Origin of the sequence: Sphingomonas paucimobilis NBRC 13935, assembly GCF_000739895.2 — a bacterium.
GTDB lineage: Bacteria > Pseudomonadota > Alphaproteobacteria > Sphingomonadales > Sphingomonadaceae > Sphingomonas > Sphingomonas paucimobilis.
In genome coordinates this window covers 230,939-254,901 of sequence record NZ_BBJS01000030.1, presented here as the reverse complement: position 1 = coordinate 254,901, position 23,963 = coordinate 230,939, and the positions used below count along the sequence as shown (strand labels likewise).

19 protein-coding genes are annotated in these 23,963 nt (G+C 65.5%); 18 read left to right on the top strand and 1 reads right to left on the bottom strand.

The window, feature by feature from the left end; translation table 11 throughout:
• Positions 1-59 precede the first annotated feature (59 nt).
• The 10 genes from glyA to SP6_RS10715 all read left to right on the top strand — a co-directional run bounded on the left by glyA (position 60) and on the right by SP6_RS10715 (position 13,342).
• Complete coding sequence (glyA, locus tag SP6_RS10760) at positions 60-1,370, top strand: serine hydroxymethyltransferase (protein WP_007404950.1); 1,311 nt, start codon at positions 60-62, stop codon at positions 1,368-1,370.
• 11 nt (positions 1,371-1,381) lie between these two features.
• Entirely contained in the window at positions 1,382-2,635 is a 1,254-nt protein-coding gene (locus SP6_RS10755; protein WP_007404947.1) for a sarcosine oxidase subunit beta family protein, read from the top strand.
• Between the two features lie 12 nt (positions 2,636-2,647).
• On the top strand, positions 2,648-2,932 hold the full coding sequence (locus tag SP6_RS10750) for a sarcosine oxidase subunit delta (RefSeq protein ID WP_007405003.1): 285 nt from the start codon (positions 2,648-2,650) through the stop codon (positions 2,930-2,932).
• Positions 2,929-5,910, top strand: a complete 2,982-nt coding sequence (locus SP6_RS10745) for a sarcosine oxidase subunit alpha family protein (RefSeq protein ID WP_007404991.1) — start codon at positions 2,929-2,931, stop codon at positions 5,908-5,910. Before SP6_RS10750 ends, SP6_RS10745 begins: the two co-directional genes overlap by 4 nt.
• Positions 5,903-6,436 (top strand): sarcosine oxidase subunit gamma, encoded by a 534-nt coding sequence (locus SP6_RS10740; RefSeq protein ID WP_007405010.1) that lies wholly within the window; start codon positions 5,903-5,905, stop codon positions 6,434-6,436. Before SP6_RS10745 ends, SP6_RS10740 begins: the two co-directional genes overlap by 8 nt.
• Before the next feature lie 4 nt (positions 6,437-6,440).
• Positions 6,441-7,802 (top strand): L-serine ammonia-lyase, encoded by a 1,362-nt coding sequence (locus tag SP6_RS10735; RefSeq protein ID WP_007404975.1) that lies wholly within the window; start codon positions 6,441-6,443, stop codon positions 7,800-7,802.
• A 23-nt stretch (positions 7,803-7,825) separates the two neighbouring features.
• Entirely contained in the window at positions 7,826-8,311 is a 486-nt protein-coding gene (locus SP6_RS10730) for a prolyl-tRNA synthetase associated domain-containing protein (protein ID WP_037568561.1), read from the top strand.
• Between the two features lie 273 nt (positions 8,312-8,584).
• Positions 8,585-9,772, top strand: coding sequence for a formaldehyde dehydrogenase, glutathione-independent (gene fdhA, locus SP6_RS10725; RefSeq protein WP_007404951.1), 1,188 nt, complete (start codon positions 8,585-8,587; stop codon positions 9,770-9,772).
• Between the two features lie 143 nt (positions 9,773-9,915).
• Positions 9,916-11,901 (top strand): BCCT family transporter, encoded by a 1,986-nt coding sequence (locus SP6_RS10720; protein WP_037568563.1) that lies wholly within the window; start codon positions 9,916-9,918, stop codon positions 11,899-11,901.
• 118 nt (positions 11,902-12,019) lie between these two features.
• Positions 12,020-13,342 (top strand): hypothetical protein, encoded by a 1,323-nt coding sequence (locus SP6_RS10715; RefSeq protein WP_126053161.1) that lies wholly within the window; start codon positions 12,020-12,022, stop codon positions 13,340-13,342.
• On the opposite strand, the gene SP6_RS10710 is transcribed toward SP6_RS10715, so the two are convergent.
• Positions 13,313-14,383 carry a GlxA family transcriptional regulator gene (locus tag SP6_RS10710; RefSeq protein ID WP_007404973.1) on the bottom strand — a complete coding sequence of 357 codons (1,071 nt, stop codon included), beginning with the start codon at positions 14,381-14,383 and terminating at the stop codon, positions 13,313-13,315. The two genes, SP6_RS10715 and SP6_RS10710, sit on opposite strands and share 30 nt — an antisense overlap.
• Before the next feature lie 349 nt (positions 14,384-14,732).
• Here SP6_RS10710 and SP6_RS10705 point away from each other — a divergent pair, with 349 nt between their 5' ends.
• The 8 genes from SP6_RS10705 (at position 14,733) to SP6_RS10670 (ending at position 23,948) form a co-directional block, all read left to right on the top strand.
• A complete protein-coding gene (locus SP6_RS10705; RefSeq protein WP_007404998.1) occupies positions 14,733-15,482 on the top strand; it encodes an electron transfer flavoprotein subunit beta/FixA family protein in 750 nt (249 codons plus the stop codon).
• A 24-nt stretch (positions 15,483-15,506) separates the two neighbouring features.
• Positions 15,507-16,439, top strand: coding sequence for an electron transfer flavoprotein subunit alpha/FixB family protein (locus SP6_RS10700; RefSeq protein WP_007404956.1), 933 nt, complete (start codon positions 15,507-15,509; stop codon positions 16,437-16,439).
• 51 nt (positions 16,440-16,490) lie between these two features.
• Positions 16,491-17,348, top strand: coding sequence for a formyltetrahydrofolate deformylase (purU, locus tag SP6_RS10695; RefSeq protein WP_007404962.1), 858 nt, complete (start codon positions 16,491-16,493; stop codon positions 17,346-17,348).
• A 94-nt stretch (positions 17,349-17,442) separates the two neighbouring features.
• A complete protein-coding gene (gene folD, locus SP6_RS10690; protein ID WP_007404995.1) occupies positions 17,443-18,339 on the top strand; it encodes a bifunctional methylenetetrahydrofolate dehydrogenase/methenyltetrahydrofolate cyclohydrolase FolD in 897 nt (298 codons plus the stop codon).
• Positions 18,340-18,342: 3 nt separating this feature from the next.
• Entirely contained in the window at positions 18,343-20,904 is a 2,562-nt protein-coding gene (locus SP6_RS10685; RefSeq protein ID WP_037568505.1) for a GcvT family protein, read from the top strand.
• Between the two features lie 40 nt (positions 20,905-20,944).
• Positions 20,945-21,430, top strand: coding sequence for a dihydroneopterin aldolase (gene folB / locus SP6_RS10680; RefSeq protein WP_197913051.1), 486 nt, complete (start codon positions 20,945-20,947; stop codon positions 21,428-21,430).
• A gap of 153 nt (positions 21,431-21,583) precedes the next feature.
• Positions 21,584-22,831: an aromatic ring-hydroxylating oxygenase subunit alpha gene (locus SP6_RS10675; RefSeq protein WP_037568571.1), complete on the top strand. Its 1,248-nt coding sequence runs from the start codon at positions 21,584-21,586 to the stop codon at positions 22,829-22,831.
• A 22-nt stretch (positions 22,832-22,853) separates the two neighbouring features.
• Complete coding sequence (locus tag SP6_RS10670) at positions 22,854-23,948, top strand: FAD-binding oxidoreductase (RefSeq protein ID WP_007404932.1); 1,095 nt, start codon at positions 22,854-22,856, stop codon at positions 23,946-23,948.
• Positions 23,949-23,963: the final 15 nt, after the last annotated feature.

Sequence of the window (23,963 nt, the reverse complement as noted above, 5' to 3'; positions counted from 1 at the left end):
TCCCGGCGGGGAGGGGAGGGAGTCATCATCCTGCATCGAAAGGTGTGAGAGGACTTTCGATGGCGACCAACCCCAGCATCGTGGACACGGCCGAGGCGGCCTTTTTCGGCGGACAGCTTGCCGATAGCGATCCGCAGGTCGATGCGGCGATCGAGGCGGAACTGGGCCGGCAGCGCGATAAGCTCGAACTCATCGCCTCGGAGAATATCGTCTCGACCGCCGTGCTTCAGGCGCAAGGCTCGGTCCTGACCAACAAATATGCCGAGGGCTATCCCGGTCGCCGCTATTATGGCGGGTGCGAGCATGTCGATGTCACCGAGCAGCTCGCCATCGACCGCGCCCGCGAACTGTTCGGTGCCAAGTTCGCCAATGTCCAGCCGCATTCGGGCGCACAGGCGAACATGGCGGTGCAGTTCGCGCTGTTGAAGCCGGGCGATACGCTGATGGGCCTCAGTCTGGCGCATGGCGGGCACCTGACCCACGGCGCCGCGCCGACCTTTTCGGGCAAGTGGCTGAACGCCATTCCCTATGGCGTGCGCGAAGAGGACCAGCGGATCGATTATGACGCGGTCGCCGAACTGGCGCACGAATATCATCCCAAGCTGATCATCGCGGGCGGATCGGCCTATCCGCGCCGGATCGACTTTGCCCGGTTCCGAGAGATCGCGGACTCGGTCGATGCGCTGCTGATGGTCGACATGGCGCATTTCGCCGGGCTGGTCGCGGGCGGGGCGCATCCCAATCCGCTCGACCATGCCCATGTCGTGACCAGCACGACGCACAAGACGCTGCGCGGACCGCGCGGCGGCCTGATCCTGACCAATGACGAGGCGCTGGCCAAGAAGTTCAACTCCGCGATCTTCCCCGGCATCCAGGGCGGGCCGCTCGAGCATGTCATCGCCGCCAAGGCGGTGGCGTTCGGCGAGGCGCTACGCCCCTCGTTCAAGGACTATGCCCGCCGCGTCGTCGAGAATGCGCAGACGCTGGCGGCGGTGCTGGCGGCCAATGGCTATTCGATCGTCTCGGGCGGCACCGACACGCATATCGTGCTGGTCGATCTGCGGCCGAAGAAGCTGACCGGCAAGCGCGCCGAGCATGTGCTCGATGAGGCTGGCATCACCTGCAACAAGAACGGCATTCCGTTCGACCCGGAGAAACCCGCCGTGACATCCGGCATTCGCCTGGGGAGCGGCGCCCTGACCAGCCGCGGTTTCGACAAGGCTGCGTTCGAGGAGGTCGGTCGGTTGATCAACCGCATCCTCGATGCCGCGTCGGAGGGCGAGGTGCCCGATGCGCTGGTCCGCGAGGTGCGTGGCGAGGTGGTCGCCCTGTGCAACCGCTATCCGATCTACGACACCGCGCGCGGTTGACAGGGGGGATCATGCAGCGTTTCTCGGCATTCTCGCTTTTCCGCCAGGGGCTTGGCGGTCATAAGGGGTGGAAGCCCCAGTGGCGCAACGCCACCCCCAAGCCCAGCTATGACGCGATCATCGTCGGTGGTGGCGGGCACGGGCTGGGTGCGGCCTATTATCTCGCCAAGTCCTTCGGGATGCGCAACATCGCGGTGGTGGAGAAGGGGTGGATCGGCGGCGGCAATACCGGCCGCAACACCACGATCATCCGCTCCAACTATCTGTTCGACGAAAGCGCCGCGCTCTACGATCATGCGCTGAAGATGTGGGAGGGGTTGAGCCAGGAGCTCAACTACAACGTCATGTTCTCGCAGCGCGGCGTGATGATGCTGGCGCATAACATCCATGACGTGCAGGTGTTCAAGCGCCACGTCCACGCCAACCGGATCAACGGCGTCGACAATGAATGGCTGACGCCCGAACAGGCCAAGGAATTCTGCCCGCCGCTCAATATCGAGCGCAACATGCGCTATCCGGTGCTGGGCGCGGCATTGCAGCGGCGCGGCGGTACCGCGCGGCATGACGCGGTCGCCTGGGGCTATGCCCGTGCGGCCGATGCGCTGGGCGTCGACATCATCGAGAATTGCGAAGTCACCGGCATCCGCCGCGATGCCTCGGGCGCGGTGTCGGGGGTGGAGACCAATCGCGGCTTCATCGCCTCGAAGCGGGTCGGCGTATCGGCGGCGGGGCATACCAGCGTCGTGCTGGGCATGGCCGGAGTCCGCCTGCCGCTGGAAAGCTATCCGCTCCAGGCGCTGGTGTCGGAGCCGGTGAAGCCGATCTTCCCCTGCGTCGTCATGTCGAACACCATCCACGCCTATATGAGCCAGTCGGACAAGGGCGAGCTGGTGATCGGTGCGGGCACCGACGCCTATACCAGCTATACCCAGCGGGGCGGCCTGCATATCGCGACCCATACGCTGGAGGCGATCTGCGAGCTGTTCCCGCAGTTCCGCCGGATGCGGATGCTGCGCAGCTGGGGAGGGATCGTTGATGTGACGCCCGACCGCTCGCCGATCATCGCCAAGACGCCGGTCAAGGGGCTGTACGTCAATTGCGGCTGGGGCACCGGCGGGTTCAAGGCGACGCCCGGCGCGGCGCATCTGCTGGCCCACACCATCGCCAAGGACGAGCCGCACCCGATCAACGCGCCCTATACGATCGAGCGCTTCCGGGACGGCTTCATGATCGACGAGGCCGCCGCCGCGGCCGTCGCGCACTAAAGGGGGGACGCCATGCTCATCATCCGATGCCCCTATTGCGGCGAGCGCCCCGAGCTGGAGTTCGCCTATGCCGGGGAGGCGCATATCGACCGCCCGGTGCAGCCCGCCGACCTCTCCGACGAGGAGTGGAACACCTATCTCTACACCCGCTCCAATCCCAAGGGGCTGCATGCCGAGCGCTGGCGCCACATCCATGGCTGCGCGCGCTTCTTCAACGCGGTGCGCGACACGCGGACCGACATGTTCGTGACCACCTATAAAGTCGGCGAAACCGCGCCGAAGGGCGAGGGCGCATGAAGACGACCACCCACCGTATCGCGCAGGGCACGGTCACCACCGGCCAGCCGATCCGCTTCACCTTCGATGGCAAGAGCTATACGGGCATGGAGGGTGATACGCTCGCCTCCGCGCTGCTCGCCAATGGCGTTCATCTGGTCGGGCGCTCGTTCAAATATCACCGGCCGCGCGGCATATTGGGCGCAGGCGCGGACGAGCCCAATGCGCTGGTCGGTATCCGCCGCGACCGGGCGCGCTATGCCCCGAACCTGCTGGCAACGCAGATCGAGCTCTATGACGGGCTCGACGCGGTCAGCCAGAACCGGCACCCCAGCCTCGAAAAGGACCGCATGGCGGTCAACGACAAGCTGCTGAGCCGCTTCATCCCGGCGGGCTTCTACTACAAGACCTTCATGTGGCCGAAAAAGGCGTGGGACTCGCTGTACGAGCCGCGCATCCGCGAAGCGGCGGGGCTGGGCGTCGCACCGACCGAGCCCGACCCCGACCATTACAGCCAGCGTTACGCGCATTGCGACGTGCTGGTCGTCGGCGCGGGCCCGGCAGGGATCGCGGCGGCGCGGGAGGCGGCGGATGCGGGCGCGCGGGTGATGCTGTGTGATGATCGCGCGCGGATGGGCGGGTCGCTGCTGGCCGCCGTCGATACGGTGATCGACGGCCTGCCCGCCGATCAGTGGGTCAAGCGCGAGCTGGAGGTGCTGGCGGCGAAGGACAATGTCACGCTGCTGCCGCGCACCATCGCGTTCGGCTATTATCCGCACAATTGGATCGGCCTGACCGAGAAGCTGACCGATCACCTCGCCAACCCGGCCAAGGGGGCTGCGCGCGAGCGGCTCTGGCAGGTGCGGGCGCGGCAGGTCGTATTGGCGACGGGTGCGATCGAGCGGCCGCTGGTCTTCCCGGACAATGATCGGCCGGGCATCATGCTGGCCGAGGCGGCGCGCACCTATCTTCAGCAATATGGCGTCTCGGTGGGCGAGCGCGTGGCGATCGTCGCCGCGCACGACAATGCCTATCGCGTCGCGCACGAACTGAACGCGGCCGGCGTGAATGTGGTGGTCGTCGCCGATATCCGTCCGGCATCGGTGGTGTCGGACCGCGCCGCGCAGGCCGGGCTCAACGTCGTGAACGATGCCCGGATCGACGGGACCACCGGCAATTTGCGGGTCGCCTCGATCACCATCACCGCCAATGGCCGGGCGGTGAAGCATGGCTGCGACGCGGTGCTGATGGCGGGGGGCTTCACGCCCAGCGTCCATCTCTTCTCGCAATCGCGCGGCAAGCTGAGCTGGGACGAGAACCTCCAGGCCTATCTGCCCGACAGCTCGCCCGAGGCGCTGCAATCGGCGGGTGCGTGCCGGGGCCGCTTCGCGCTCGACGCGGCGCTAGAGGACGGGCGTGAGGCCGGTCGCGCGGCGATCCGCGCCAATGGCGGTGAGGCACAGGCGACCCAGCCATCTCCGGTCATCACCGTCCGCCATGCCCAAGGTCATGGCGGCTATATGGGCGCCGCGCCGACCTCGGCCGATCTGTCCAAGGCCAAGGCGTTCGTCGACTGGCAGAATGACGTGACCGCCAAGGACATCAGGCTCGCCACGCGTGAGGGCTTCCTGTCGATCGAGCATGTCAAACGCTACACGACCACCGGCATGGCGACCGATCAGGGCAAGCTGTCCAACATCAACGCGCTGGGCATCGTGTCCGAGGCGACGGGGCGGAGCATTCCGGAGATCGGGCTGACCACCTTCCGCTCGCCCTATACCCCGGTGACCTTCGGCACGCTGGCGGGCCATGCGCGCGGCGATCTGTTCGATCCGGCGCGGATCACCGCGATCAACGACTGGGCCAAGGAGCATGGGGCCGCATTCGAGGATGTCGGCAACTGGCGGCGCGCGCATTATTTCCCGCGTCCCGGCGAGGATATGCACGCGGCGGTCAACCGCGAATGCGTGGCCGTGCGGGGCGGCGTCGGCATCTTTGATGCCTCGACGCTGGGCAAGATCGAGGTGGTCGGGCCGGACGCCGCGGAGTTCATGAACCGCTTCTTCGTCAATGCCTGGACCAAGCTGGGCGTCGGCAAGTGCCGATACGGCGTGCTGCTGCGCGAGGATGGCTTCGTGCTGGATGACGGCGTGGTCGGACGGCTGGCGGCGGACCGTTTCCACGTCACCACCACCACGGGTGGCGCGGCGCGGGTGTTGAACATGATGGAGGATTATCTCCAGACCGAATGGCCCAACCTGAACGTCTGGCTGACCTCCACCACCGAGCAATGGTCGGTCATCGCCGTGCAGGGCCCGCGCGCCCGCGAGGTGATCGCGCCGCTGATCGAGGGGCTGGACGTCTCGGCCGAGGCCTTCCCGCATATGAGCATCGCCGACGCGCGCATCTGCGGCGTGCCGATGCGGCTGATGCGGGTCAGCTTCACCGGCGAGCTGGGCTTCGAGGTCAATGTGCCGAGCGGCTACGGCCGCATGGTGTGGGAGGCGATCTGGGAGCGGGGCAAGACCTGCGACATGGTCGCGTATGGCACCGAGACGATGCACGTCCTGCGCGCCGAAAAGGGCTATATCATCGTCGGCCAGGAAACCGACGGCACGGTGACCCCGGATGATGTCGGCCTGAGCTGGGCGATCGGCAAGGCCAAGCCCGATTTCGTCGGCAAGCGCTCGCTGGCCCGGCCCGCCATGGCCGCGCCCGACCGCAAGCAATTGGTCGGCCTGCGCAGCAAGGATGGCCGCTCGGTGCTGGAGGAAGGCGCGCAGGTCGTGGCGCCGTCGGCTCCCGGCACGCCGATCGGGCACGTCACCTCCAGCTATTACAGCGCGGTGCTGGATGCGCCGATCGCGCTGGCACTGGTGCGCGGCGGTCGCGCGCGGATGGGTGAGACGCTCCACATCCCGATGCCGGGCGGCGCGATCCCCGTTGAGATCGTCCAGCCCGTTTTCCTCGACCCGGAAGGGACCCGCGTCAATGTCTGAACACCTCCCCGCCTCGCCCTTTTCCGGCAGCAGCCGGGCGGTCCAGCCGCTGGGGCATTTCAGTCGCGCCGTACTTCGCTGTCCGGCGGCGATGGTCGATATCGTCGGCAAGCGGCTAGGCATCACTCTGCCGCAGACCGCCTGCCGCTCGGCGATCGAGGGCAAGCTGGCCGCCTTGTGGCTGGGGCCGGACGAATGGTTGCTGCTGACCGACGATGCCAGCGACGATTGGGTGCCGGAGCTTCAGGCCCGGCTGGGCGACGCCTTGTGTGCGCTGGTCGATGTCAGCCATCGTCAGGTCGCACTGGCGGTACGCGGGCCCGAGGCCGAGACGATCCTCGCCAGCGGCTGCGCGCTCGACCTGTCGTTGGCGGGCTTCCCGGAGGGGATGTGCACCCGCACCATGTACGACAAGGCGGAGATCGTGCTGTGGCGGCTGGCCCCCGATGCCTTTCATATCGAGGTGTGGCGGTCCTTCGCGCGTTATGTCGAGGAACTGCTGCGCGTCGCGGAGCACGAGGTCTGAGACGATGCTGGGCGTCCGCGACCTGTTCCGCGTCGGCATCGGGCCGTCATCCTCGCATACCGTAGGGCCGATGAAGGCGGCGCACAGCTTCGCCGAGGCGTTGCGCGGGCGGCATTTCGTGCGGGTGCAATGCGACCTGCTGGGCTCGCTGGCCTGGACGGGGACGGGCCATGCGACCGACCGGGCGGTGATGCTGGGACTGGCCGGATTCCTGCCCGACACGATCGCGCCGGAGCAGATCGAACAGATCGTCGAACAGGCGCGTAGCGAGCGTCGTCTGGTCGTCGGCGGACGCACGATCGGTTTCGATGCCGACGCCGATATCGTGTTCGACCGGGTGGGCGAGACGCCGGTTCATCCCAATACGTTGCGCCTGACCGCTTTCGATGGCGACGGGGCGGAGGTGCTGGCCGAGCGCTGGTGTTCGATCGGCGGCGGCTTCATCGCGCCGGAGGATATGGTCGGCGATCCGGCGCTGGACGATGAGGAAGTGGCGCCGCCTTTCCCGTTCCGCACGGGTGCCGAACTGCTGGCGATCTGTGCCTGTCACGGGCTGAGCATTGCCGAGGTGATGCGCGCCAATGAGCTGGCCCGCACCTCGGAAGCCGAGCTGGACGCCTATCTCGACCGGGTGATCGAGGTGATGATGACCTGCATCGACCATGGGATGCAGGCCGAAGGCATCTTGCCCGGGCGCTTGAAGGTGCCGCGCCGGGCGCGGGCCTTGCGCCAGAAACTGGAGGGCGACCGCTTCCGCAACCGGCAGGCGCCGCACAGCATCATGGACCATGTCAGCCTGTTCGCCATCGCCGTGAACGAGGAGAATGCGGCGGGCGGTCGGGTCGTCACCGCGCCGACCAATGGCGCGGCGGGCGTGGTGCCCTCGGTACTCCGTTACTATCGCGACTTCTGGCCAGGCGCGGATCGGGCGGGAATGCATGGCTTCCTGCTGACCGCCAGCGCCATCGGCGTGCTGACCAAGCTCAACGCCTCCATCTCTGGCGCGGAGGTGGGGTGCCAGGGCGAGGTCGGTACCGCCAGCGCCATGGCCGCCGCCGGGCTTGCCGCCGCGATGGGCGCGACCGACCGTCAGGTAGAGAATGCCGCCGAGATCGCGATGGAGCATCATCTCGGCATGACCTGCGATCCGATCGCGGGGCTGGTGCAGGTCCCCTGTATCGAGCGCAACGCGTTCGGCGCGGTCAAGGCGATCAACGCCGCCTCGCTGTCGTTGCGCGGCGACGGCACCCATATCGTCTCGCTCGACCAGGTCATCGAGACGATGATGCGTACCGGCACGGACATGCATGCGAAGTATAAGGAAACCTCGCAGGGCGGTCTGGCCGTCAGTTTCCCCGAATGTTGACCCCGAATCTTGCCAGGGTGATGATGACCGAAGACGAAATCTATGCCGCCTTCCAGCGCGAAGGCATCGCGTTCGAAAAGCTGGAGCATCCCGCGGTCTTCACCGTCGAGGAGAGCGCGGACATCCATGCCGCGCTGCCCGGCGCGCATACCAAGAACCTGTTCCTGAAGGACAAGCAGAAGCGTTTCTGGCTGGTCGTTCTGCCGTATGATCGCCGCGCCGACCTGAAGGGCATGGCCGAGCGGCTAGAGGCGGGCAAATTCTCCTTCGGCAGTGCCGAGGATATGGAGCGCCTGCTGCAAGTGACGCCGGGTGCGGTCACGCCGCTGGCGATCGCCAATGTGACGCCGGGCGATGTCCGGCTGGTCTTCGACGAAAGTTTCCGTTCGGATGCGCCGATCGCCGTCCATCCGCTCCGCAATACCGCGACCGTCGCGCTGCCTTTCGTCCCGTTGAAGGTATGGCTGGAAAAGCTCGGCCATGACGTACGGGTCGTCACCCTGCCCTGACTAGGGCCATTGAGACTAATCCCTCAGTACACCTGACGGGCAGTATCCTGGGATTGGGCCAGGATGCTGCCCCTTTTTTATGCGCTGCACAATTTTTATTCAAAATGTCACGAGCCCGTGATATCTTTTTATTGGTGACGCATTTGTGACCCTGCATGTCGCACTTCTGATGGTGCGATGGTTGCCCGCTATGGTCCTCTCCTCCTCGTGAGATCGGCCGGACATCGAACCGCGCTGACCGCGAGCGAAATCCGAACGAGAGGATCGAGAGCCATGAGCAGGAATCGAGGCGTCGTTTATGTCGCACCGGGCAAGGTCGAAGTGCGCGACATCGATGATGCGAAATTGCAGGCCCCGGACGGTCGCCGCATCGAGCATGCGGTGATCCTGAAGGTCATCTCCACCAATATCTGCGGGTCGGACCAGCATATGGTGCGCGGCCGGACCACCGCTGCGCCCGGACTGGTGCTGGGCCATGAGATCACCGGCGAAGTGATCGAAAAGGGCTGTGACGTCGAGATGCTGGAGATCGGCGACATCGTCTCGGTCCCGTTCAACGTCGCCTGTGGTCGCTGTCGCACCTGCAAGTCGCAGGATACCGGTGTTTGCCTGACGGTGAATCCGGAGCGCGCCGGCGGTGCCTATGGCTATGTCGATATGGGCGGATGGATCGGCGGTCAGGCGCGCTATGTCACCGTGCCCTATGCCGATTTCAACCTGCTGAAGCTGCCCGATCGCGACCGGGCGCTATCCAAGATCCGCGACCTGACCATGCTCTCCGACATCCTGCCGACCGGGTTCCACGGCGCGATGATGGCTGGGGTGGGCGTCGGTTCGACCGTCTATGTCGCGGGTGCGGGCCCGGTCGGGCTGGCCGCCGCCGCCTCGGCGCGCATCCTGGGCGCGGCGGTCGTGATGATCGGCGACTTCAACCCCGATCGCCTCGCCCATGCCGCCAAGGTCGGGTTCGAGCCGATCGACCTGTCGAAGAGCGATCGTCTGGGCGATCTGGTCGCGGAGGTGATCGGTACCGACGAGGTGGACAGTGCGATCGATGCCGTCGGGTTCGAGGCGCGCGGGCACACCGGCGGCGAGCAGCCCGCCGTCGTGCTCAACCAGATGATGGAGATCACCCGCGCGGCGGGCTCGATCGGCATTCCGGGCCTCTACGTCACCGAAGATCCCGGCGCGGTCGACAGCGCGGCCAAGCAAGGCAGCCTGTCGCTACGCTTCGGGCTCGGCTGGGCCAAGGCGCAATCCTTCCACACCGGCCAGACGCCGGTCCTGAAATATAACCGCCAGTTGATGCAGGCCATTCTCCACGATCGCCTGCCGATCGCGGACATCGTCAATGCGCGCGTCATCAAGCTCGACGACGCGCCGCAGGGTTATGAGACATTCGATCAGGGGGCGGCGACCAAGTTCGTCCTCGATCCGCACGATATGCTCGCCGCCGCGTGATGGCGGGCGGACGGTCCGGGTAATGGTGCCCGGGCCGTCGCATCGAAGTTCCGATCATGTCATCCTCCACCCGGTGCGGGGCGGGGGGCCGGGGGGCCGTGTCTGCGGGACCGTGATGATCGGATGGGATGAAGGAGGATGATATGTCCGGTTTCGTCATCAACCGACCCGTCTTTTTCGGCGCGGTCGGCATTATCATGGTCCTGCTGGGGGTGGGCACGTTCTTGCCGCAACAGGCGGATGCGTTTCTGACCGTCGTCGAAAAGGGCATTCTGGCCCAGGTCGGCTGGTTCTACCTACTTGCGGTCGGTGTCTTCCTATTGTCGGTCACGATCCTGTGCTTCAGCCGCTTCGGCGACCTGAAGCTGGGGCCGGACGATTGCGAACCCGATTTCCGTTTCGTGTCCTGGGTCGCGATGCTGTTCGCGGCGGGCAAGGGCATCGGCCTGATGTATTATGCGGTGGCCGAGCCGATCATGCATTTCACCACGCCGCCCGACGCCACGCCGCGCAGCATCGCCGCACAGCAGGAGGCGATGAGCATCACCTTCTTCCACTGGGGCATTCATGCCTGGTCGATCTATTCGGTGGTGGGGCTGTCGCTGGCCTATTTCGGCTATCGCTACAATCTGCCGCTGACCATCCGATCGGGTCTCTATCCGCTGCTCAAGGAGCGGATCAAAGGACGGATCGGCGATGCGGTCGATATCTTCGCCATTTGCTGCACCGTTTTCGGGCTGGCGACCTCGTTGGGATTGGGCGTGCAGCAGGTCAATGGCGGGCTCAACTATCTGATCGGCCTGCCGATGAGCGTGCCGATCCAGGTGCTGTTGATCGTCATCATCTCGGGCGTGGCGACGCTGGCGGTGCTGTCGGGCCTGTCCAAGGGCATCAAGCGGATGAGCGAGCTCAACATCCTGCTCGCCATCGGCCTGATGCTCTTCGTGCTGGCGACCGGGCCGACCATCCAGCTCATGCGCGATCTGGTGCAGAATATCGGGCTTTATCTGTCCAGCTTCGTGCCGCGCACCTTCAACCTCTATGCCTATAAGCCGACGCCGTGGATCAACGACTGGACGCTGTTCTACTGGGCGTGGTGGATGTCCTGGGCGCCGTTCGTCGGCATGTTCATCGCGCGCATTTCGCGCGGGCGCACGGTGCGGGAGTTCATCCTGGCCGTCCTGCTGCTGCCATCGGCCTTCACCTTCCTCTGGATGACGGTGTTCGGCAACACCGCGCTGTTCCTGGATCAGGGCGTCGCGGCCGGAGCGATCTCGGCGGCGGTGGCCGACAATGTCTCGATCGCGCTGTTCAAATTCTTCGCCTATCTGCCGTTCAGCGGCGCGACGACGGCGCTCGCCATCTTCATGATCGGCATCTTCTTCATCTCGTCGCAAAGCTCGGGCTCGCTGGTGATGGACATCATCGGGTCGGGCGGCCGGACCGAGACGACCAAGATGCAGCGGCTGTTCTGGTGCGTGCTGGAGGCGCTGGTCACCATCATCCTGCTGATCGCGGGCGGGCTCGCCGCGCTGAAGGCCGCGACGATCATCGCCGCCCTGCCGTTCGCGCTGGTGATGCTGGCGCTGCTGGTCGGGTTGTTCAAGGGGATGCGGGCGGACCAGGCGCAATATGCCATGGGAGGAGGGCGTACCTCGCCGGGCGTCGAGCCGTCCTGGCAGACGCGTCTGTCGCTGGCGCTCAACAAGCCCGAGGCGCGCGACGTGACCAGCTATATCGCGACGACCGTCAAGCCGGCGCTGGCGGCCGTCGCCGCCGAACTGACCCAGCGCGGTCGCCCGACCCATATGGTCGAGGAGGGTCGCGAAACCTGCCTCGTCTCGCCAGCGGGCGATGGGCATCGCGGCTTCCTCTATGGCGTACGACCGGCGGAGCGGGCGCTGGCGGCCTTTACCCCGCTGGAGACGCTCGATCCGCAGGTGCGGCACGAGGCGCGGACCTTCTTCGCCTGTGGCGGCCGGGGCTATGACATCATGGGGCTGAGCGAAGAGCAGGTCATCGCCGATATCCTGTCGCAGTTCGAGCGCTATCTGCTGCTGTCGGGTTCGCCGACGACCAGCCTGCTGACGCGCGCGCCCGAGCATCACGGGCTGGGCGTCCCGGCGTAACCGGCGGGGGATGGGGCAGGGGCGTTGGCGCCCTGCCCCATCCCGCCATCGACATTCCTCCTTTGAAGGAAACGGGCATGGTATCGCGATTCCCGACCATGGGCGCGTGGATGCGCTCGTGCTGATCCCGCTCATCCTCGCCACTACGGCTCCGCCGCAGACTGCGACGCCGCCATCCCCCCAACCCGAAGCCGCCCAGACGGGGGCGCCACCGACTGACGCGGGGCAGACGAATGTTCCGCCGGACGGAGTGGCACCCCCCAAGCCCGCCCCGGCCAAGATCGCCTTGCCACAACCCGCAGCAGCGTCCGAGGCGAAGCTGAAACTGGGCGGGGCGATTCGGGGCCGTTACGATCTGCGCTTCAACGATGTGGGCGCGGACGGCCAGCGGCGAACGTCGCAGCATCTGTCGTTCGACACGCTGTTGCTGACCGCCGATTACGATTCCTCGGTGATCTTCGGTTCGGCGCAATATCGCTTCTATGGCGGCAGCTTCATCTATGGCCGCGCCAATGGCTATGACGTCTATCCGGGTGAGGTGAGTTTCCCGATGTACGCCTATGTCGGCGCGAAACTGAGCGCCGAGGACAAGGTGACGGTGGGGCTGCAACCGGTGCCGTTCGACGATCGCTGGTGGGGATCGGCCTTCTTCAACAGCCTGGGCTTTGTCTATGGCATGGAAGAGGTCTATAATCTGGGTATCAGCGCCTCGCATCAGGGCAAGAAGGCGGGGTTCGATATCGGCTTCTTTCCCGGCGCGGCGCCCAATGCCTTCGGGATCAGCAGGGACAGCGCGCGCTTCACCGTCAATCTGGTCCGTGCCGACGGCTATGTCCCCGGCGGCACCCAGACCGCCGAGCGCAACATGATCGTCGGGCGGACCAAATATCAGGTGCCGCTGTCGGCCACTGCCAAGCTGACCCTGACCGGCTCGGGCTGGATCTCCTCGGTCCGCAATTTCGAGACCGGGCGCGACGGCTATCGCCATGCCGCCGCGTTCAGCGCCAAGGTGGAGGATGGGCGCTGGCACGGCAAATTGCTGGCGGCGCGGCAGATTATCGATCCGCGCGGGCCCGGGCCCAATGACCGGGTCTCGGTCGGCGATTATGACGCATCCTATAACATCGCCGCGCGTGGCACGATGCTCTTCGGCGAACTGGGCCGCTCGATCGACACCGGCAAGCTGCCCTTCGAGCTCAGCCTATACGGCAATTATGCGCGCTTCCTGAAAAGCCAGGGCAGCTTTCCCGACAGCGAGCGGCTGACCCTGGGCGCCTTCTGGACCGACAAGGCGACGCACCGCATCCGCATCTGGTCCGACCTGATGATCGGGCGCAACGACCCCTATGTCGGGGCGGGCCAGTTCGTCTCCGGCGCGGCGCAGGGCGGCGACAACAGGGTCAAGACGTCGTTACTGATCCTGATGGGCTATTATTTCTAGATCGTCCGCCGCTTCGGCCCGGTCGCCGCCGGAGAGGCCCGCGCGGGTCTCGAACGGCGAATGGCCGAAGCGGCGGCGGAACATGCGGCTCATATGCGAGGAGTCGCAAAAGCCGCAGGTGACGGCGATCGTCGTGATCGACCGGTCGGTCGTCTCCAGCAGGTGCCGCGCCAGCGTCAGGCGCAGGTCCATGAAGGCGACCTGCGGCGACAGCCCGAGCGCGCTCTGGAAGCGGCGTTCGAGCTGGCGCTTGCTGATCTTCATCCGCTCGGCAATGTCGGCGACCGACAGTGGCGTCTCGATATTCTGCTGCGCGATCAGCAACGCGCGCAGGACGATCGGGTCCTGCGTCTTGAAGTCGAGCGGCAGGCCCGGCTGCGGCTTGTCGGCGGTCAGCGGATCGTCGATGATCATGATGTGCAGGCTCTTGCTCGCCTGCGCCCGCCCGACATGCTTTTCGACCAGATGCGCCGCCAGATGCGCCGAGCTGGCCCCGCCCGAACAGGTCAGGCGATCGCGGTCCACCACGAAGATCTGGTCCGACACCGGGTTCAGCCCGTCGAACTGCTCCAGAAAGTCGCGATGGTGGAACCAGCTCACGCAGCATTTATAGCCGTGCAGCAGCCCCGCCCGGTGGAGCAGGAAGGCGCCGGTACACACGCCGACCAGCGGCACGCCCGCGCGCGCGGCCTGGCGCAGATAATCGATATATTCGCTGCCGAAATCGTCGATCTCGTCGATCAGGCCGCCGATCACCACGATATAGTCGAACCGGGTCGGATCGCCGAAACGCTCATTGGGCTGAACCGAGACGCCCGAGCTGGACGGGATCGACGCACTCGTATCGGACAGGATCTTCCAGTCGCACAGGATGTGGCGGCTGCGGTCGCCTTCGTCCGCAGCCAGCCGCAGCACGTCGACGAAATTGGCGAAGGCGCACAGGGTGAAACGCTTGGTGAGCAGGAAGCCGACCGACAGGCGCGGGCCCCCGGTCCGGTGATGAAAGCCCGTGTTGAAAGGCGGTGGCGAAAACGATCCCATGATGCGCATCCGATCTTATGCTCTTTCATTCATGTCGTAGAGTTTGCGGCCATTTGACGCAAATATTCTTTCGCTCCTGTCGATGGTGGCGCAAATTTACTTCCATCGACGGCAAACGGATGCACGTGGTCCGGGGCCCGTTCGATAGCCAACCTTATGTCCGGCGCCGTGAGCCGGCCGGGCGATAGGGCATAGTTTCACGATCAATGACCGGTTCTGCAACCGGCCGGCTCCGCGATGGCGGGGCGCGGCCACCCCGGTCCTGTCATGCGAGCACCCGGCCGTGCCGGGCGCTGTTCCGATGATGCCACCGATAGGCGGCGCATCGCCCAGATTGGAGAGGTGACGGATGAAAATTCTCGTGCCGGTCAAGCGGGTCGTCGATTACAACGTCAAGATCCGCGTCAAACCCGACGGGTCCGGGGTCGACCTGGCCAATGTCAAGATGTCGATGAACCCGTTCGACGAGATCGCCATCGAAGAGGCGGTCCGTCTGAAGGAAGCGGGCGCCGCCGAGGAGGTGGTCGTGGTGTCGATCGGCCCGGCCCAGGCGCAGGACACGCTGCGCACCGCGCTCGCCATGGGGGCGGATCGAGCGATCCTCATCAAGGCCGAAGACGCGGTCGAGCCGCTGAGCGTCGCCAAGCTTCTGAAGGCGGTGGTCGAGACCGAAGCGCCGCAGCTCGTGTTGCTGGGCAAGCAGGCGATCGACGACGACTCCAACCAGACCGGCCAGATGCTGGCAGCGCTGCTCGGCTGGTCGCAGGCGACCTTCGCCTCCGAGATCAAGTTGGATGGCGACCGCGCCACCGTTACCCGCGAGGTCGATGGCGGCCTGCAGGTGATCGAGGCGACGCTGCCGACGGTGGTGACGGTCGATCTGCGGCTGAACGAGCCGCGCTACGCCTCGCTGCCCAACATCATGAAGGCCAAGAAAAAGCCGCTGGAGGACAAAACCGCCGCCGATTTCGGCGTGTCGATCGCGCCCCGGCTGAAGGTGCTGAAGACCGAGGAGCCCGCCGCGCGCAGCGCCGGGGTGAAGGTCGGCAGCGTCGCCGAACTGGTCACCAAGCTCAAGGTCGAGGCGGCCGTCCTTTAAACTGATCTCCAGGGAGCGTCCGAGATGCCCATTCTTCTGTTCGCCGAACATGACAATCAAGCCCTTGCCGACCAGACCGCCCGCACGCTGACCGCGGCGCGCGCGATCGGCGGCGATATCGACATCCTGGTGGCCGGGCAGGGTGCCCGCGCCGTGGCGGAGGAGGCCGCGCGGTTGCAGGGCGTGCGCCAAGTGCTGCTCGCCGAAAGCGACGCGCTGGCCGAACGCCTGGCCGAGCCGAGCGCGGCACTGATCCTGTCGCTGGCCGGCGACTATGACACGATCATCGCGCCCGCCGGGAGCGCCGGCAAAAGCGTGCTGCCGCGCGTCGCCGCGCTGCTCGACGTGATGCAGGTGTCCGAGGCGATCGAGGTCGTCGCGCCCGATACCTTCAAGCGGCCCATCTATGCGGGCAATGCGGTCCAGACCGTTCAGACGACCGACGCCAAGAAGGTCGTGACGGTGCGCACCGCCGCTTTCGCCCCCGCCGAAAGCGGGGCGGACGTCGCCCCCATCGTCGAGACGGCGGCGGGCGAGGGTTCGGACCAGAGCCGCTTCGTCGAGAACCGCTTCGCCGCCAGCGATCGGCCCGAGCTCGCCTCGGCCAAGATCGTCGTCTCGGGTGGCCGGGCGCTGGGATCGGAGGAGAAGTTCCGCGAGACCATCCTGCCGCTCGCTGACAAGATGGGGGCCGCCGTCGGCGCGTCGCGGGCGGCGGTCGATGCGGGCTATGCCCCGAACGACTGGCAGGTGGGCCAGACCGGCAAGGTCGTCGCGCCCGACCTCTATGTCGCCTGCGGCATTTCGGGCGCGATCCAGCATCTGGCGGGGATGAAGGACGCCAAGGTGATCGTCGCGATCAACAAGGACGCCGACGCGCCGATCTTCCAGGTCGCCGATTACGGCCTGGTCGGCGACCTGTTCGAACTGGTCCCCGAACTCGAACGCGCCCTGTGACCGTGACGACGCCATTCGAGACTGCGCCATTTTCCGGGGGGAGCCCGATCCATGAGTGAAAAAGCCTATGTCATCCGGCTGAGCTGCAAGGACCAGCCGGGCATCGTCGCCGCCATCACCACCGCGCTTGCGTCGCTGGGGGCCAATATCCTGGAATCCAACCAGTTCTGGGACCGGCAGGCGGACCATTTCTTCCTGCGCATCGCGGTCACCGTGCCCGCCGATGTGACCCGCGACGCGGTGGAACGCACGGTGCAGCCCGCCATCGACCGCTTCGCGCTGGACCTGAAGGTGACGGACGTCGACCAACGGCCCAGGATCATCATCATGGTCTCGAAATTCGACCATGCGATGCATCATCTGCTCTACCAGATCAAAGTCCGCTGGCTGAACGCCGATGTCGTCGCGATCGTCTCCAACCATGATGCCGCGCGCAGCGCCGCCGAGATCGAGGGCATCCCTTTCCATCACTGGCCGGTGACGAAGGAGAACAAGGCCGAGCAGGAACAGAAGCTGCTCGATCTGGTCGACGAGACGGGTGCGGAACTGGTCGTGCTCGCCCGCTACATGCAAGTCCTCTCCAACGACCTGTCGGAGCGGCTGTACGGCCGAGTGATCAACATCCACCACTCCTTCCTGCCGAGCTTCAAGGGCGCCAAGCCCTATCATCAGGCGCATGATCGCGGCGTGAAGCTGATCGGCGCGACCGCCCATTATGTGACGCCTGACCTCGACGAGGGGCCGATCATCGAACAGGAAACCCAGCGGGTCAGCCACAGCCTGACCAGCGAGGATTTCGTGGCGACCGGCCGCGACATCGAATCCCGCGTGCTCGCCCGTGCCGTCAAATATCATCTTGAAGGGCGCGTGATGCTCAACAGTCACCGAACGGTGGTGTTCGCGCCCTGACCCCGGCGCGGACCTGTCGTGACGTGGCGCGGCGGCGGAGCATTTGGGGAGATTTGCCCCGCCGCCGCGTGACCCGATTTCGAAAGACCCGACGATGACAGCGACCATCATTGACGGCAAAGCCTTCGCCGAAGGACTGGGACAGAGGATCGCGGAGGCGATCCCCGCCTTCGCGGCAAGGACCGGCCGGCGTCCCGGCCTGGCGGTGGTGCTGGTCGGCACCGATCCGGCCAGCGAAGTCTATGTCCGCAGCAAGGGGCGCATGGCCCGCAAGCTGGGCATGGAAAGCTTCGAGCATGTCCTGCCCGAGACGACCAGCCAGGCCGAGTTGCTGGCGCTGGTCGCGCGGTTGAATACCGACGACCGGGTCGATGGCATCCTGGTCCAGTTGCCGCTGCCCAAGGGGCTGGACTCGCTGGCGGTGGTCGAGGCGATCGACCCCGCCAAGGATGTCGACGGCCTGCATCCGATGAGTGCGGGGCGGCTCGCCTCCGGGCTGCCCGGCCTCGTCTCCTGCACGCCGCTGGGCTGTATCATGCTGTTGGAGGCGACGCTGGGGTCGCTGTCCGGCCGCGATGCGATCGTCGTCGGCCGCTCGATCCTGGTCGGCAAGCCGATGGCGCAGCTGCTGCTCGCCCGCGATTGCACCGTGACGATCGCCCATTCGCGCACCCGCGACCTGCCCGCCAAGGTGGCGCAGGCCGACATCGTCGTCGCGGCGGTGGGGGCCGCCGAAATGATCCGGGGCGAATGGATACGCCCCGGCGCGACCGTCATCGACATCGGCACCAGCCGGGTCGAGCGCGACGGACGCAAGACCCTGGTCGGTGACGTCGATTTCGCCGGCGCCAAGGAGCGGGCGGGGGCGATCACCCCGGTTCCCGGCGGCGTCGGCCCGATGACGATCATGACCCTGATGCACAATGCCGTGCTCGCCGCGCATCGCCGCGCCGGCCTGCCCGACCCCGTGATCTCCGAACGAGAGGATTGAGAAATGGCTGCCCTTCCCCAAAAGGCCCGTGTGGTGATCGTCGGCGTCGGCGGCATCGTGGGCGCGTCGATCGTCCATCATCTCGTCGAGCGCGGATGGGACGACATCGTCGGCATCGACAAGTCGGGGGTGCCGACCGATATCGGCTCAACCGCGCACGCGTCCGACTTCTGCTACGCGACCAGCCATGACTATCTGACGACGTGGACGACCCTCTACTCAATCGATTTCTTCGAGAAGATGGGCCATTATTCACGCATCGGCGGGCTGGAGGTCGCACGCGTGGGCGACGATCAGCGGATGGACGAAATCCGCCGCAAGGTCGCCTCGGGCAAGGCGTTCGGCACCCGCGCGGAGCTGGTCGACCCGGCGACGATCAAGGCGAAGTTCCCGCTGATCGAGGAAAGCCTGGTGCAGGGCGGCCTGTGGGACCCCGATGCCGGTCTGGTCGTGCCCCGCTCGCAGACGGTGGCGGGCAAGCTGGTCGATCAGGCGGTCGATGCGGGCAAGCTGTCGGTCTTCGCCAACACCTCGGCCCTGTCGCTCATCATCGAGGAGGGCCGGATCAAGGGCGTCGAGACGACGCGCGGCACGATCATGGCCGATTATGTCGTCGTCTGTACCGGCCTGTGGGGCCGGTTGATCGCCGAGATGGCGGGCGAGGACCTGCCGGTCTTCCCGGTCGACCACCCGCTGACCTTTTTCGGCCCGTACAAGGAGTTCGAAGGGACGGGCAAGGACATCGGCTATCCGCTGCTCCGCGACCAGGGCAATTCGGCCTATATGCGCGACACGGGCGATCCCAAGACGACCGAGGGCGGCCAGATCGAATGGGGTTATTATGAGGAACATGCGCCCCGCCTCGTCCATCCGCGCGACCTGCTGGAAAAGGAACAGGCCCGCCTGTCGCCGTCGCAGCGCGACCTGGAGATGGAGCAGGTGCTCGAACCGCTCGAGCGCGCGATCGAGCTGACGCCGATCCTGGGCGAGCTGGGCTATAACGAAAGCCATTCGTTCAACGGCCTGCTCCAGACCACCACCGATGGCGGCCCGTCGATGGGCGAGAGCCAGAAGGTGCGCGGCCTGTGGTATGCGGTCGGCATCTGGGTGAAGGACGGCCCGGGCATGGGCAAGCTGATCGCCGACTGGATGACCGACGGGCGCACCGCGATCGACCATGCCAGCATCGACTATGCCCGCTTCAACCCGTTCCAGCTGGAGGCCAAGTTCATCGAGGAACGCTGCCTCGAAACCGCGGCCAAAATCTATAACCCGCCGGTCCATCCGCGCGAGCCCTTTGCCGGCGGTCGTGGCATCCGCCGCTCGCCCTTCTGGGAGCGGGAGAAGGATCTGGGCGGCTATTTCATGGAACTGGGCGGCTGGGAGCGCGCGCATGGCTATGCCGCGAACGAGCATCTGCTGGAGAAATATGCCGATCAGGTGCCCGTGCGCGAGAATGAATGGGACAATCGCCATTTCTGGCGCGTGTCGAACGCCGAGCAACTCGAACTCAGCGCGGATTGCGGCCTCATCAACCTGTCGCACTTCCACATCACCGATATCGAGGGGCCGGACCATGTCGCGCTGATGGAGTGGCTGTGCGCGGCCAAGGTCGGCGGCGATGCCAGCATCGGCAAGGGCATCTACACCCACTTCCTCGACGATGAGGGCAATGTCCGCGCCGACTTCACCGTCTTCCGTCTCGCCGATCGCTGTCGGCTGGTGAACGGCGCCGACGCGGGGCCGCGCGATGTCCAGTATATGCGCCGCGTCGCGCAGGATCGCGGGCTGGACGTGACCGTGACCGACGTGACCGAGAAATATGTCACGGTCGGCATCTGGGGCCCGAACGCTCGCGTGAACCTGCAAAAGGTGGTCGAGGACCCCGAGGCACTGTCGCTGGAGAATTTCCCCTTCGCCGCGATCCGCCCGGTCCGCATCGCGGGCAAGGACGTGATGGCCTTTCGCATCTCCTATGTCGGCGAGCAGGGCTGGGAGTTGCACATGGCCTATGAGGATGGTCTGGAGGTATGGGACGCGCTCCGCTCCACCGGCGTCATCGCGGTCGGCATCGAGACCTATGCCAATTCGCGGCGCATGGAAAAGAGCCTGCGCCTCCAGAACGCCGACCTGCTGACCCATTACAACCTGCTCGAAGCCGATCTGGCGCGCCCCAAGGCCAAGGAGGCGGACTTCCGTGGCAAGGCCAAGCATCTGGAACATCGCGCCCGTGAGCATCAGCCCGCCAAGCTGTGCACGCTGGTGATGACCGACAATGTCGATGCCAAGGGCGTGAAGCGCTATCCGGTCGGTATCCTGCCGGTCCTCGACCCCGAAACGGGCGAGACGCTGGTCGATGAACTGGGGCGGCGTTCCTATACGAGCTCGATCGCCTATGGCCCGTCGATCGGCAAGAATATCGCGCTGGCCTATCTGCCCTGGTCGCATTGCCAGGAAGGGCGCAAGCTGGAGGTCGAGTATTTCGGCGAACGCTATCCGGTGGAGGTGGCGTCGGTCGGGTACAAGCCGCTCTACGACCCGGAAAACCGCAAGCCGAAGAGCTGATCCGGCTTCGACCCATGGGCGGCGAGTGCCAGCGCCGCCCATGACGATCTTCCCCGGCGACAAGCGAATTGTCATGTATGTCATCCGGCTGAAAAACTGCTGCTTCTTCGCCAATCACGGCGTGTTCGACGAAGAGAAGACGCTGGGGCAGCGTTTCCATGTCGATGCCGAAATCCATGTCGACGCGCTGCCCGCGCTTGATACCGACGATGTCGGGGAGACGGTCGATTACGGGCTGGTCTTTGTCGAGATCGAGCGCATCCTGTCGGGCCCGCGCCGTTTCCTGATCGAGGCGCTGGCGCTCGATGTCGCTCGTGCGCTGTGCGATCGCTTCGTCCAGATCGTCCGCGCGCGCATCGTCATCCGCAAGCCCAATGCGCCGGTGCGCGGTGTGCTTGACCATGTCGAGGTCGAGGTGGCATGGCCGCAGCCGGTTTTCGAGCGACCCGGCGGCGGCCGCGCATGTCGCGAAACGCAGGGCTCGTTGACGCAATCATCCTATTGGCTGGAGAGAGCGGAGGAATAGCCTTGCTCGATACGAAGCCCGGTGGATCGCGACGCACGGGTGGGTAAATAGAAAAGCGACAGGAGGAGCGGTGAACCGCTCTCGCCCCATGTTCGATTGGCCTCGATACGGCGGCGATGATTGTTCCGGCTCAGCAACGGAAAGGATGACGAGGTGGACGCACGCAGTGAAATGCTGAACCTGATCCGGTCGCGCAAGGAGGGTTATTCCCTTCCGCAGCCCTTCTATGTCGATCAGGAATTTTTCGACCTGGATCTGGAGTTGATCTGGTACCGCGACTGGCTGTTCGCCGGGCATGATTGCGAACTGCTGAAAGCCGGCAGCTATTTCACGCTTCAGGTCGGGTCTTATCCAGTCGTCGTTCTGCGCGACCGCGAAGGACAGATCCGCGCCTTCCACAATAGCTGTCGTCATCGCGGCAGCCGGGTCTGTACCTCGGTCCGGGGAACGACCGCCAAGCTGGTCTGTCCCTATCACCAGTGGACCTATAATCTCGACGGCTCGCTCGCCTTTGCGCGGCAGATGGGCGAGGATTTCGACCCCAGTCAGCATTCGCTCAAACCCGTCGCGTGCGAAAGCGTCGCAGGTTACATCTTCATCTGCCTCGCCAACGAACCGGCCGACTTCGCGCCGTTCCGCGAACTGATGCAGCCCTATTTCGCGCCGCATAACCTGAAGGATGCCAAGATCGCCTTCGAATCGACGATCGTCGAAAAGGGCAATTGGAAGCTGGTCTGGGAAAACAACCGCGAATGCTATCATTGCGCGGGCAGCCATCCGGAGCTGTGCAAGACCTATTCGGAATCGCCCAACGTCACCGGCGTCAGCGGCGGCGGCGAGGACCCGGAGATGGCGGATCACTGGGCGCGCTGCGAGGCGGCCGGACTACCGGCGAAATTCCAGATCCATGACAGCGGCCAGTTCCGCGCGATCCGCGCCCCGCTGCTGCGCGAAGCCGAAAGCTATACCATGTCGGGCAAGCGCGCCGTCACGCGTCCGCTGTCGGACGCGGTACAGGCCGAGCGGATCGGTGCGCTGATGCTGTTCAACTATCCGACGACCTGGAACCATGTGCTGGTCGACCATGCGGTGACCTTCCGCGTCATGCCGATCGGCCCCAATGAGACGGCGGTCACCACCAAATGGCTGGTCCACAAGGATGCGGTCGAGGGTGTCGACTATAATCTCGACGAACTGACCCATGTCTGGACCCAGACCAACGATCAGGACCGCCGCATCGTCGAGGAAAACGCCTTCGGCATCCGCTCGCCCGCTTATGAGCCCGGCCCCTATTCGCAGGTGCATGAAGGCGGCGTGATCCAGTTCGTCGACTGGTATGCGCGCTTCGTCGAGACGCGGCTGGGCGGTTCGGGCCAATCGCATATCCGGCGCGTCGCGTGACCGGTTCGGGGCGTTGCCTGTCATGACCATGGCTCCGCATCGGCACCTGGACGAACTGATCCCATGGACGGACCGCCTCCACGCGTTGGAGGTGGTCAGCGTGGTGGACGAAGCGCCGGCGGTGAAGACCTTCACCTTTCGGCCGGACGGTGACTGCTGGTTCCGGTACAAGCCGGGCCAGTTCGTCACGCTCGAACTGCCCGTCGAAGGGGCGGAGCCGCTGTTCCGCACCTATACCCTGTCGTCCACGCCGTCGCGGCCCTATTCGGTCGCGGTGACGGTAAAGGCGCAGGAGGGGAGCATCGGCACCCGCTGGATGTTCGATCATCTGCGCCCCGGCATGCGGATCAAGGCCTATGGTCCGAACGGGCATTTCACCCATATCGGGCATCCGGCCGGGCGCTATCTGTTCCTGTCGGCGGGATCGGGCATCACGCCGATGATGTCGATGCTGCGCTGGATGGCCGATCTCGCGCCACAGAGCGACGTCGCCTTCGTTACCTGCGCCCGTAGCCCGAAGGACATCATCTTCCGCCACGAACTGGAACTGCTCGATCGGCAGATGCCGAACCTGTCGCTGAGCGTGATGGTGAAGGCCAATTCGCTGGGCGAAAGCTGGTTCGGGCATCGCGGGCAGATCAGCCATTCGATGCTGGCGACGTTCGTCCCCGACCTGATGGAGCGGGAAATCTTCTGCTGCGGGCCGGAGCCGTTCATGGCGCTGGTCCAGGATTTCCTGCGCGATGCCGGTTTCGACATGGCGCATTACCATCAGGAAAGCTTTGGCGAAGTCCCCCCCGACGCCCCCGCCGAACAGGTCGCGGTCGTCACCGATGCGGGTGAGGCCAGCGATGCGACCGTCCCGGTGATCTTTGCGGATTCGGGTGTGACTGGCACCTGCCTGCCGGGCCAGACGGTGTTGGAGGCGGCGCGGGCCGCCGGGGTGCGTATCCCCGCGGCGTGCGAGTCCGGCATCTGCGGCACCTGCAAGACGATGAAGGTCTCCGGCGAGGTCGTGATGACCCATAATGGCGGCATCCTGGATGACGAGGTCGAGGAAGGCTACATCCTCGCCTGTTGCTCCCGGCCGCTCGGCCCCGTGGAGGTCGAAGCCTGACGACGTGAAGGACCC